Genomic DNA, 12476 nt, shown 5'->3' with positions numbered 1-12476 from the left:
AGGCGCCTTTTTCACTGTAACCAACAGGCTAGTCGACCTTGATATATAAAGTCAAGTCATTTGTCATAAAATCTCCACCTGTAGTGTAGGGATTTCGTTCATTCATCTTCAATTGTCATTAATAATCACGTGGTTATTTTTTCGCAAAAGCTTGCATGCAATTTTAAACAAATTAATACTATTTATACCAACATACCAACTTTAAAATCTTACGTATTTTACTTCGAGCACTCATCAATTGTTGTTGATTTACAACACATGCCTTTGAATAACGTCAATCAATTCTTTCCTGGCAAAGGGTTTGGTCAGATATCCATTTGAACCAGCCATATGACCCCTTGCTTTATCAAATATTCCATTTTTACTGGACAACATGATGACTGGCGTTGCATGAAAGCATGAATTCTTTTTAATCAACCGACACGCCTGATAACCATCAAGCCGCGGCATAATAACATCAATAAAAATTATATCCGGATGATTATCAACAATTTTAGCCATTGCATCAAAACCGTCTGCTGCCAAAATAACTTCACACCCGGTATTATTTAAAAAAATTTCCGCACTTCTTCGAATAGTACTGCTATCGTCAACTATTAACACCTTGATACCACATAATGCGTCAAGATCATCCACCTAAAAACTCCTTCTGTTTTTATTCATGAATGCATTAACTTTCATAATTTTAAACCTTTCCAATAGGCACTATTTTCTCCAGAAAGCGGGTGTAAATACTACCAGTAATGTAAAAAACTCTAACCTTCCAAGCAGCATGGCAAAGCTGCAAATCCATGTCTGAAATTCCGTTAATGAAGCATAAGTAGTGCCTGGACCTATTCCCCCCAAACCGGGACCTAGATTATTGATACAGGCTACAGCTGCTGAGAAAGCCGTCATTTCATCCAATCCACTCAATGTTAAAACCAATGTCATCAGCACAATACTGACGATATAAACGAATATAAATACTAAAACAGCAAAAACAACTCGACTAGATATAACCGTTTTACCTAATTTTGCAGGTGTTACCGCATTTGGGTGCATCATGGTAATTAACTCACGATATACTTGCTGGTATAAAATCCTTGCCCGCATCATTTTGATCCCACCACCTGTAGAACCGGACGACGTACAGAAAGCAGAGAGAAACAACATCCAGAAAGGAATAAAGATAGGCCATAAACTGTAATCTGTGCTGCTATAACCGGTTGTTGTCGCCACTGAAATGATATTAAAGCTGGCATAACGCAAAGCGGTTAATGGATCTGTATATATGTTAAAAAACCACAGATAGAGGGCGAACCCCAGACAACTTGCGAGCACAATAAATAAAAACCACCCTAACTCAGGGTCAAAACGGTAAGAAATAAAATTTTTTGCGCGCCATGCGACAAAATGCGTCGCAAAATTAATTCCGGCTATCAACATAAAAATTATGGCAACAAGCTCAATCAAGGGAGAATCCCAATAACCAAAACTTGCGTCATGCGAGGAAAAACCTCCTAAACCAAGAGTAGTAAAAGCATGCATGACCGCGTCAAACCAGTCCATACCGGCCCACCGATAGGCCAACATACAGACCATTGTCAAACTTGCATATATCAACCACAATCCTTTGGCAGTTTCGGCTATACGCGGTGTTAATTTGCTTTCTTTCATGGGTCCCGGGGTCTCAGCTTTAAAGATTTGTCGTCCACCTACACCCAGTAACGGTAAAATGGCAACTGCAAGTACAATAAGACCCATACCCCCCAACCAAACAATTTCACCGCGCCACAAATTTATTGAAAGGGGCAGATTATCCAACCCAGTCAACACCGTCCCCCCGGTCGCTGTTAATCCAGAGACCGCTTCAAAATAAGCCATACTCAGACTCAGGTCCGGCAAACAAAACAAAAACGGCAGCATGGCAAAAGCAGGCAAAACTGCCCATATCAGTACGACCAATAAAAATCCATCCCGCGTTTGCAATTCACGCTTGTAGCGCCGCGTAAGCAACCACATAATTAGACCGCAACTTAATGTAACCAGGATAGACTCTTGAAACACCCAACCTGCTCCATCATCAAGCCAGAGCGCCAGGCACAATGGAATCAGCATTGTCAGTCCGAATACCGCAATCATTTTGCCTAGCACATTAACAACCACAAGAAGTCGATTCATAGAATCATCAAACAACTATAAAAAACCGACCTTTACCTGGAACAATTTCTCCACTTCGCGAATCATCTTTCTGTTTACAACGAATAAAATCACATGATCTTCTGATTCAATCACCGTGTCATGATGCGCGATGATTACCTTGACTTCAGCGGACACATTTTTTTGTTCATCCAAAGTTTCGTCATAAACACTGTTCTGCGCTGGCAAACCGCGAACAATTGCACCGATTGTTGCACCTTTCGGCAGTTCAATGTCTTCTATTTTTCTGTCGACAACATTAGAAGACTGCGCATCTCCGTGCGCTACCAATTCAAGCGCTTCGGCCGCTCCTCGCCGCAGACTATGAACAGCCACCACATCACCTTGACGTACATAAGCTAACAATGAGCCAATTGTTACTTGCGCCGGGGAAATCGCGATATCAATGCCGCCACTTTGCACCAGATCGACGTAGGCGCGCCGGTTGATCAACGCGATAACTTTGCGTGCCCCCATACGTTTGGCGAGTAACGCCGCCATAATATTGTTTTCATCGTCATTGGTTAGTGCACAAAACATATCCATCTCGGCAATATTTTCGCTTTCTAACAATTTTTCATCCGTAGCGTCACCGTTTAACACCAATGTATGGTGTAATTCTGCAGCAAGACGTTCACTAGCCTTATAATTGCGTTCGATGATTCTGACCTGATAATCCTTTTCCAATGTTTTACCAAGACGCCTGCCGATCTTACCGCCGCCCGCAATCATTACACGTTTGACCGGCTTATCCATATTTCGTAACTCACGCATGACCGCTCGAATATTTTCAGCTGCTGCAATGAAAAAAACTTCATCCTCTACTTCTATAATGGTGTTACCCTCTGGAATAATAGGGCGATTCTTACGAAAGATTGCAGCAACACGCGTATCCACATTGGGCACATGTATACGTAATTCCTGCAACTGTTGTCCCACAAGCAGACCACCATATAAAGCCCTTACAGCAACCAAGCTGACTTTCCCTTCAGCAAAATCGAGGACCTGTAATGCTTCGGGAAATTCAATTAAGTTTTCGATATATTCAGTCAAAATTTGCTCTGGACAAATAGCAAAATCAACACAGAAATTATCCGTCGAAAATATTTCAGGATGAGCAAGATACTCAGAAGAACGAATACGCGCAATTTTGGTGGGCGTATTGAACATTGATGCAGCAAGTTTACAAGCTACAAGATTTGTTTCATCGTGTTCCGTAACTGCCAGAATCATATCCGCATCTTCCGCACCTGCACTAACCAAAACAGAAGGATGCGAAGCATTACCCACCACTGCGCGCAAATCCAAGCGATCCTGTAACAGAGACAAACGCTCCGAATCAACATCAACCATTGTAATGTCGTTGGCCTCGCTAACCAGACTTTCTGCTACGGATGAACCCACCTGGCCCGCGCCAAGAATGATAATTTTCAATTGTGTTCTACCTACCTGCCTACAACATAATGCGATTGGTCATTCTTACCTTTCAAGGTTTATTTATGTTCCCGGACCCAATCGCGCCACTGTTCAAACAAAGCCGCATCCAGCGCAGCAATAACTGAACGTCGCCACGGAGAACCTGCCCAATAATCATCATACTCAAAACCCGACATATGACCGCCTGCCTCCTCCAATATCAGACTACCTGCCGCATAATCCCACGGTTTCTGTCCGCCATGCAGATACAGATCAAAAAAACCGGCGGCGGTATAACACCATTCCAATGCACAGGCGCCGTAATTTCTCTGTGAAGCATAAGGAGGATTGGCTGCAACTTCAATTGCCAGTTTTTTGTGCAATCTTTTTAAATCAACATTTGCTATGGCACTGGACAGAACAGAAGCATTTCGTTTGATTGGCAGCGGCTTATTGTTCAGAAATGCACCGCACCCTTTTTCTGCGTAAAACATTTCATCTGTAACCGGGTTATAAATGACACCCAGCTCACTTTTGCCTTGCACCATCCAAGCTACCGAAATAGCAAAATATGGCAATCCATTTAGAAAATTAGACGTACCATCAATGGGATCCACACTCCACAAACCTTCCGCCTCGCCATTTATTCCTTTGAGCCACTGCACTTCCTGCGCTTCCTGAGACATCTCTTCTCCCATCACAGCGCCTGGACGAATTGTTTGAAGTGCTTGCAGCAATACTTTCTGTGCTGCAATATCTGCTTCGGTAAAACTACTGCCGTCCGCTTTTACTTGCCGAGCAACCCGCATATAACGTGGCATAACTTCTTGTTGAGCGACCTCTCTAACAATCGCTATAATGTCTTTTAACACTGTTATTCGGAACGCCACTTAATAGAACAGCCAATACTTGGTATCTGATCTTTAGGACCTTGACCGGTCTCGGCAACCTGAAGCATACCTTCAAACAAGTCACGACGCACATCAGGTGCTGCAGCCTCTTTGCGTGAAGCATCCAGACGCCCGCGATACTGCAGTTCAAGTTTATTATTGAAACCAAAAAAATCAGGCGTGCACACAGCACCATAGGCTTTGGCAACTTGCTGCGTTTCATCCCATACATAAGGAAAAGGATAATTGAGTTTCTTAGCAACCAATGCCATATTTTCAAAAGAATCCTCAGGATATTCATCCGGATCATTTGACATAACTGCAATCGCATTGACGCCATGCTGCTTTAGTTGATTGACATCTCGAATAAGCTTGTCCTGTATTGCTTTAACGTAAGGACAATGGTTACAAATAAACATCACCAACAACCCATTCTCTCCTTTAGCCGAAGCTAAATTATGGCGCTTTCCATCAACACCCAACAGGTCAAAATCAATCGCTTTCCAGCCAAAGTCACAAACAGGCGTTTCCAAACTTGCCATATCTATATATCTCCTTACAAGTGCTATTTCAATTCAAAGTGTCATTTTGTTATTACTACGCGACCATTTACCATACCAATCAGTTAATCACATCTAATTATCTGGACAGTAACGATCATTACTTGTCATGGTATATTAGCATGAGTAGACACAGTGATTTTGTTACTTACCTATCAAACCTTGGTTATGCCACCTCGTTTATTTCATGATGGCGAAATTTGCGCCGGAAAAACCGTTGAATTAGAAATGAACACCGGACATCATGCAACTCGCGTACTACGAATCAAAGCCGGTGATTCGGTCATTTTATTTAACGGAAAAGGTGGAGAATTTTCTGGCCGCATTGAGCGTATCCAGAAAACCTCTACTCAGGTTATCATTGATCAATTCAATGCTATCGAACGTGAGTCACCACTAGCCATTGAGCTTGTGCAAGCAATATGCGTTAATGAGAAAATGGATCTAATTATACAAAAATCTGTTGAATTGGGTGTCACCTGCATTCAGCCTGTTACGACAGCCCGGAGTATTGTCCGCCTTTCCGAAGAACGTGCAATGAAGCGACTACGGCACTGGCAACGCGTAATTATTTCAGCTTGCGAACAATGCGGTAGAAATTTTATACCAACCATCTTTCCCCTGGTTGCGTTAACCCATTGGATTAACAACAGAGATACCAAACCGGCCCATCACCTAAACTTTATGCTCTCAACAACTGGCAACGAAAGTTTAAAAAATTTAACCAGACCATCAGTGAACACACATTTGACATTAACCGTAGGCCCGGAAGGCGGCTTGACTTCAGAGGAAGAAATCATTTTGCAACAAGCAGATTTTACTCCCCTTCGGGTTGGCAAACGAACTTTGCGAACGGAAACAGCCGCACTGGCAACAATTGCTGCTTTGCAAATGCGTTGGGGTGATTTTTAAATTCATCTATGATCTACGTATCCAAGCGCTGGAATAAGATAATCAGTGCAATTTTTAACTGCTCTCTCGAAGTAATAAAACTTTATAGTTGCCGATGAATTCTACTGCAGATTTTGTTGCCTGGTTTCGCTCTGTAGCTCCCTATGTAAACACATTCAGAGGGAAAGTCTTTGTGATTGGTTTTAGCGGAGATATGGTCACTGATGAGAATTTCCTCAGTTTTATTCATGATATCAATTTATTAGCCAGCCTGGGCGTTCGACTGGTATTGGTCTATGGCGCTCGCCCGCAAATACATCAACGATTGCGCGAATGCCACTTGGAACACAAGTCTGCAATGGGTATCGATATAACTGATACAGCTTCATTGCAATGCGCTAAAGAAGCCATTGGGCGCATTCATTTTGAAATTGAGGCGCAACTATCCATGGGATTACCTAATTCTCCCATGGCAAACGCGGCAATTCGTGTTGCCAGTGGCAATTTCGTCACTGCCTGTCCATTTGGAATTATTGAAGGTGTTGATTTCATGCATACCGGCAAAGTACGTAAAGTAAATGTACCTGCCATCAAAACCTGTCTGGAACAAGGCAATGTTGTCTTGATTTCACCATTGGGCTATTCGCCCACAGGTGAAATTTTTAATCTGACTCTTGAAAATACTGCAACCGAAGTCGCAATTGCATTGAACGCTGAAAAGCTTATTTTTCTTTTGGATTCACTCAAAGATAATCTTTCTGCATTGAATAATGAGAAACTCCTTCCCCGTGAATTAACCGTTGCACAAAGTAAACTATTCTTACAAAGCAAAAAAAACAATGCATGCGCTTTGCCCGACGAGATTCAGAAATCACTTGCTTGCGCCATAAAAGCCTGCGAAGGTAATGTTGCACGCACACACCTTATTAACCGTCACACGGATGGCGCCATATTAAAAGAATTGTTTACACATTATGGTATCGGCTGCATGATTTCACGAGAAGCCTTGGAATCACTTAGAAAAGCCAGGATTGAAGATGTGGGAACCATATTGCAGTTGATTGAGCCTCTAGAAACCGATGGTATATTGGTCAGAAGAAACCGCGAGTTACTGGAAATTGAAATTGATCGTTTTATCGTTTTTGAACATGACGGCATGATTATTGGCTGCGCTGCTATGTATCCATTTCCGCAGGAAAATATTTGTGAATTGGCATGTCTGGCTATCCATCCGTCTTACCGTAATCTAGGTCATGGCAATCAATTACTAAAAACGATTGAAGAAATCACACTTTCGCAAGGAAACAATAAACTATTTGTACTGACCACCCATGCGACACATTGGTTTATTGAGCATGGGTTTATCGAAGTGTCATTGGCTGAATTGCCCAAACTCAAACAAGATTTATATAATTACAAACGCAGATCAAAAGTTTTTATGAAAACATTAAAAGCATGACTGAATTTCAGATTCGAGCATATTCATGTTTACTCTCGCGCAATGAGTCGCCATAATTGCAAGCTTTATGATTTCTTGAGGTTTCCAGATGACGAGAACAGTTGAATGCATCAAACTTGGGCGTGAGGCTGAAGGCCTTGATTTTCCACCCTATCCTGGTGAGTTAGGAAAACGTATATATGACAATATTTCAAAAGAAGCATGGCGCGAATGGATCAATCATCAAACCATGATAATCAACGAAAATCGTCTCAATCTTTCCGACAGCAAAGCACGTAAATACCTTGCCGAACAAATGGAAGCGCATTTTTTTGGCGAAGGTGCGGAGCAACCTAAAGGCTATGTTTCACCTGAGAACTAGAACGCTTTTCAGATCGCGTGTCTACTGAAGTCGAACTTAAATTACGCTTCCCGCCTCGATACTCTTGTTATATTAAACAACTGCAGCTTCTAAATGATTACGAGATCAAAACACCAATTAAGCAAAAACTTCATAGCATCTACTACGACTCGCCTGATTTTATACTCCGACAACATCGTATCGGGCTACGCATGCGCAAAATCGAGAACCAATGGATACAAACTATTAAGAATAATGGCACAATTTATGACGGCCTGCATCGACACAACGAGTGGGAATATCCAGTTACCCATGAAAATCCAGATTTTTCACACATTACGGATCAGGATTTAAAAAAATTCTTTGCTGATGAAGCGCTTCGTAAGTCATTACAATCCATATTTGTTACTGACTTTCAACGAACCACCTATTTTCTGAAACCCGGAAAAGACTTCATACTCGAGTTCTGTATTGATGAAGGAAGCATCACTGCCAATCAATTAACGCAGCCTATTTGTGAAATTGAGCTCGAACTCAAATCGGGCGGCACATCGCAACTGCTTCAGTTCTCGGCAACACTTCAGAAACAATGTTCCTTTTCGTTGATTCCGGAAAATACAAACAAAGCCATGCGCGGTTATGCCCTACTTACACAGTCTCTTAAAAAGCGAAACGCATATGGAGAATCAGACAATTAACCTTGTCTGATTCTCCATTTCTATTTGTGGTATTCAAAAAGTATGATTAGTTGAATAAACCTATCAATCCTTGTGCAGGACAGAACAATTTTTTATTTATTGTCAACTATTTAACGACCGGATCTAGCTCACCTTTTGCATACCGTACCGCCATGTCGTCCAACTGAATAACTTTAATCTTACTGGCCTGACCGGCACAGCCGAAAGATTCAAATCTTGCTCTACAGATATCTTTTGCTGCCGCGGTTGCTTCTTTAAGAAACTTGCGTGGATCAAAGTTACTTTTATCTTGACTCATATGTCGGCGGATTGCACCCGTCATAGCCAAACGTATATCTGTATCGATATTGACTTTACGTACGCCATTTTTGATACCCTCCCGAATTTCCTCAACCGGTACGCCGTAGGTTTCTTTCATTTCACCGCCATATTGACGGATAATTTCCAGCCATTCCTGTGGCACTGAACTAGAACCATGCATGACTAAATGTGTATTCGGTATACGCTGGTGAATTTCCTTGATCCGCTCAATCGCCAAAATATCACCCGTTGGCTTACGCGTAAATTTATAGGCACCATGTGATGTGCCGATTGCAATGGCCAACGCATCCACACCTGTTTTCTTGACAAAATCGGCTGCTTCTTCGGGATCTGTTAACAGCTGATCATGAGACAGTTTACCCTCAGCACCATGTCCGTCTTCCGCCTCTCCCATACCGGATTCCAGTGAACCCAGACAACCTAATTCGCCTTCAACCGAAACACCAACCGAATGCGCAATACCCACAACCTCTGATGTTACTTTTACATTATATTCATAGGTTGAGGGTGTTTTAGCATCCGCTTCTAGAGAACCATCCATCATGACGCTTGAAAATCCGCTACGAATAGCATTCACACAAACTGAAGGTGACGCACCGTGATCCTGATGCATCACAATCGGAATATGTGGATACGCTTCAACTGCAGCTGCAATCAAATGACGCAGAAAAGGCTCGCCTGCATATTTCCGCGCACCTGCAGACCCTTGCATAATCACTGGACTATCGCATTCGTCAGCTGCTTGCATAATGGCGTGAATTTGCTCCAGATTGTTTACATTGAACGCCGGCAATCCATAATCGTTCTCTGCAGCGTGATCCAAAAGTTGTCTTAATGATACAAGTGCCATATACGTCTCCTTAAAATATTAATTTGATATGTTTATGTTTCCAATACGTTAATCATTCTTAGCATTAATGGATTCGGCAAAATCAACTGTGCCGGATTGATATGCAATCATGTACTTTCTACGGCATTGTCGTCTTCATTTGCTTTACACTCACCCACCCTGATGATTTTCATGGTATTTGTGCCACCCGTTTTCCCAATAGGTTCGCCAATTGTCATTATCATTATGTCCCCACTGCGCACAATTCCTCTTTCGAGCAATTCATCCTCTGCAAGCTCCAAGATCATTTCAGTATCACTGAGTCCTTCGCCAAACTCCACAGGATAAACGCCTCTGAAAAGAGTCACTTTCCGGCGCGTGCTTTCGTGTGGGCTCAGTGCGACAATCGGCACCTTCGAGCTTCTACGGGACATGAGCAATGCGGTTTCCCCGCTTTGAGTCAAGGCGGCAATTGCACGAATCTGCAAACTTGTCGCTGTAAACATGGTTGCTCTGGCAATAGCCTCTTCAATAGAAGCAGGATGATTAGAAGGTTGCCGCCTGTCCACATTAACTAAATATTCCTTTTCAGCTTCCTGACAAACTCTTGCCATTGCCGCGACAGATTCAACAGGGTATTCTCCAGCAGCTGATTCAGCCGACAACATAACAGCATCGGTGCCATCCAACACTGCATTTGCCACGTCCGAAACCTCTGCACGCGTCGGAATTGGACTAGTTATCATAGATTCCATCATCTGAGTTGCCGTCACAACCAGTTTATTGTTGATGCGCGCAGATCGTATCATTTTTTTTTGTAATGCTGGGACTGCAGCATCACCTACTTCAATCGCCAAATCACCTCTGGCCACCATAATCGCATCCGAGGCTTCAATAATATCATCCAAGGCAAGAATCGCCTCTGAGCGCTCTATTTTTGCCATAACGAGGCTTTTACCACCTGAAGCAAGCATCATTTCTCGTGCTTGCCTAATGTCATCGCCAGATCGTACAAAAGAAACTGCCAAGTAGTCCGCACTCATTTCAGCAGCTATTTTAATATCTTCTATATCCTTACTGGTTAGAGCTGGCGCACCTAATCCGCCACCCTTGCGGTTGATCCCTTTATTATTCGACAACATGCCGCCTTGTTCAACTACGCATAAGATCTGGTCACCTGTTACCATGGATACACCCAATACAATGCGCCCGTCATCCAGCATAAGTGTCGCCCCTGTTTCTACATCATTGGGCAATTCCTTGTAATCCAGACCCACTCTTTCCTGATTGCCCAATTCACAAGCAGCATCCAGTATAAATTTATCTCCTATTTCCAGCTTGATTCTGCCTTGCTCAAATTTTCCAATACGTATTTTTGGGCCTTGCAGATCAGCCAGCACACCCACTGTTCGTCCAAGCGATTGGGCGACTGAACGCGTCATCTCAGCATATTTCATATGCTGTTCACATGTTCCATGCGAAAAATTAATCCGTACCACGTCCACGCCTGCACGTAACATTCTTTCAAGTACTTTTGGATTTGTGCAGCTCGCCGGGCCTAGAATTGCAACAATTTTTGTTCGCCGGATCATTTCAATTTATTTGGAAAAATTATTTTGCGCGTGCTTCAAGTATTTCAACTGCCGGCAGTTTTTTGCCTTCTAAAAACTCAAGAAACGCCCCCCCTGCTGTTGATATATACGACACTTTGTCATATATGTCATATTTTTGAATAGCTGCGATCGTATCGCCGCCGCCTGCTAATGTAAAAGCTTCTGTCTCGGCAATGGCACGGGCAATTTTTTCGGTACCTGCACCAAATTGATCAAATTCAAAAACACCTACGGGTCCGTTCCAGACCACTGTACCCGCTTTCATAATAATATCCACTAATTCTTGCGCGCTTTTGGGCCCAATATCGAAAATCATTTCATCATCTGCGACTGTATCCGCGCCTTTCAAGATAGCAGGCTCATTAGCATCAAACTTTTTCCCAACAACTACATCCACCGCAATAGGTATGGAAGCATTTCGGTTGATCATTTTTTCCATGAGCGATTTCGCTGTAGGAACAAGATCATCTTCGCATAATGATTTACCAATATTCTTTCCAGCTGCTTTAAGAAAGGTATTGGCAATACCGCCACCTACGACCAGTTGATCTACCTTTTCTGAAAGCGACTCAAGCACAGTCAGTTTTGTCGATACTTTTGAACCTCCCACTATCGCCACCATAGGCCTTGCGGGATCGTGCAAAGCTTTAGTCAACGCTTCGAGCTCTTCGGTCAATAAAATACCTGCACACGCAACAGTCGCGAATTGCGCTATACCATGGGTCGATGCTTGCGCGCGATGCGCGGTACCAAATGCATCCATGACAAAAATATCGCATAAACTTGCATATTTCCGGGCGGTCTCTTCTGAGTTTTTCTTTTCGCCCTTGTTGATGCGACAATTTTCTAACACAACCAATTCACCATCTGCCACATCAAAACCACCATCAACCCAGTTCTTGATTAAACGAACCGGTTTATTCAAGCGCACTGCAATATTATCCGCAACAGGCTTCAATGAATTTTCTTCTGACCACTCTCCTTCCTCTGGTCGGCCCAAGTGCGAAGTGACCATCACCTTCGCTCCTGCTTTCAGGCAATGGACGATAGTAGCCATTGAGGCTGTAATGCGTGCATCCGACGTCACTTGACCCTCTTTTACAGGGACATTTAAATCGGAACGAATAAAAACACGCTTACCTTTGAGATCCAGGTCTACAAGCTTGATAACAGACACGGTGCACTCCAAATTTGTCTTAAAATAAATAAAGGATAGCGTGTGCTACCCTTTATTTATTGTTGTTTAATTAAATAGACTATTGTTGAATGGCAAAAGGT

Annotated in this window: 12 protein-coding genes; 4 read left to right on the top strand and 8 right to left on the bottom strand. The window is 42.8% G+C overall.

The window, feature by feature from the left end; all coding sequences use genetic code 11:
* Nucleotides 1–249 precede the first annotated feature (249 nt).
* From C8R11_RS14295 to C8R11_RS14275, 5 genes are all read right to left on the bottom strand, one after another.
* Complete coding sequence (locus tag C8R11_RS14295) at nucleotides 250–636, bottom strand: response regulator (protein ID WP_107796288.1); 387 nt, start codon at nucleotides 634–636, stop codon at nucleotides 250–252.
* 69 nt (nucleotides 637–705) lie between these two features.
* The gene (locus C8R11_RS14290) at nucleotides 706–2163 is read right to left on the bottom strand and encodes a TrkH family potassium uptake protein (protein ID WP_107796292.1); all 1458 of its coding nucleotides are present in this window, start codon (nucleotides 2161–2163) and stop codon (nucleotides 706–708) included.
* A 15-nt stretch (nucleotides 2164–2178) separates the two neighbouring features.
* Nucleotides 2179–3615, bottom strand: a complete 1437-nt coding sequence (trkA, locus tag C8R11_RS14285) for a Trk system potassium transporter TrkA (protein ID WP_107796287.1) — start codon at nucleotides 3613–3615, stop codon at nucleotides 2179–2181.
* Nucleotides 3616–3674: 59 nt separating this feature from the next.
* Nucleotides 3675–4469 carry an inositol monophosphatase family protein gene (locus tag C8R11_RS14280; protein ID WP_107796286.1) on the bottom strand — a complete coding sequence of 265 codons (795 nt, stop codon included), beginning with the start codon at nucleotides 4467–4469 and terminating at the stop codon, nucleotides 3675–3677.
* 2 nt (nucleotides 4470–4471) lie between these two features.
* Entirely contained in the window at nucleotides 4472–5029 is a 558-nt protein-coding gene (locus tag C8R11_RS14275) for a thioredoxin family protein (protein ID WP_107796285.1), read from the bottom strand.
* 153 nt (nucleotides 5030–5182) lie between these two features.
* On the opposite strand from C8R11_RS14275, the gene C8R11_RS14270 reads away from it, so the two are divergent.
* The 4 genes from C8R11_RS14270 to C8R11_RS14255 all read left to right on the top strand — a co-directional run bounded on the left by C8R11_RS14270 (nucleotide 5183) and on the right by C8R11_RS14255 (nucleotide 8435).
* The gene (locus tag C8R11_RS14270; RefSeq protein WP_244907707.1) at nucleotides 5183–5959 is read left to right on the top strand and encodes a 16S rRNA (uracil(1498)-N(3))-methyltransferase; all 777 of its coding nucleotides are present in this window, start codon (nucleotides 5183–5185) and stop codon (nucleotides 5957–5959) included.
* Nucleotides 5960–6053: 94 nt separating this feature from the next.
* Entirely contained in the window at nucleotides 6054–7397 is a 1344-nt protein-coding gene (argA, locus tag C8R11_RS14265) for an amino-acid N-acetyltransferase (RefSeq protein WP_107796284.1), read from the top strand.
* Between the two features lie 88 nt (nucleotides 7398–7485).
* A complete protein-coding gene (locus tag C8R11_RS14260) occupies nucleotides 7486–7758 on the top strand; it encodes an oxidative damage protection protein (protein WP_090700014.1) in 273 nt (90 codons plus the stop codon).
* Nucleotides 7759–7775: 17 nt separating this feature from the next.
* Nucleotides 7776–8435, top strand: coding sequence for a CYTH domain-containing protein (locus tag C8R11_RS14255; protein WP_107796283.1), 660 nt, complete (start codon nucleotides 7776–7778; stop codon nucleotides 8433–8435).
* A gap of 106 nt (nucleotides 8436–8541) precedes the next feature.
* On the opposite strand, the gene fba is transcribed toward C8R11_RS14255, so the two are convergent.
* The 3 genes from fba to C8R11_RS14240 all read right to left on the bottom strand — a co-directional run bounded on the left by fba (nucleotide 8542) and on the right by C8R11_RS14240 (nucleotide 12375).
* Complete coding sequence (gene fba, locus C8R11_RS14250; RefSeq protein WP_107796282.1) at nucleotides 8542–9606, bottom strand: class II fructose-bisphosphate aldolase; 1065 nt, start codon at nucleotides 9604–9606, stop codon at nucleotides 8542–8544.
* Nucleotides 9607–9713: 107 nt separating this feature from the next.
* Nucleotides 9714–11177 carry a pyruvate kinase gene (gene pyk, locus C8R11_RS14245; protein WP_107796281.1) on the bottom strand — a complete coding sequence of 488 codons (1464 nt, stop codon included), beginning with the start codon at nucleotides 11175–11177 and terminating at the stop codon, nucleotides 9714–9716.
* A gap of 19 nt (nucleotides 11178–11196) precedes the next feature.
* Nucleotides 11197–12375 (bottom strand): phosphoglycerate kinase, encoded by a 1179-nt coding sequence (locus C8R11_RS14240; RefSeq protein WP_107796280.1) that lies wholly within the window; start codon nucleotides 12373–12375, stop codon nucleotides 11197–11199.
* Nucleotides 12376–12476: the final 101 nt, after the last annotated feature.

Source organism: Nitrosomonas aestuarii (assembly GCF_003046585.1).
Lineage (GTDB): Bacteria > Pseudomonadota > Gammaproteobacteria > Burkholderiales > Nitrosomonadaceae > Nitrosomonas > Nitrosomonas aestuarii.
Note: the sequence above shows the minus strand (reverse complement) of the source record. Positions and strands in the feature narration are given on the sequence as shown.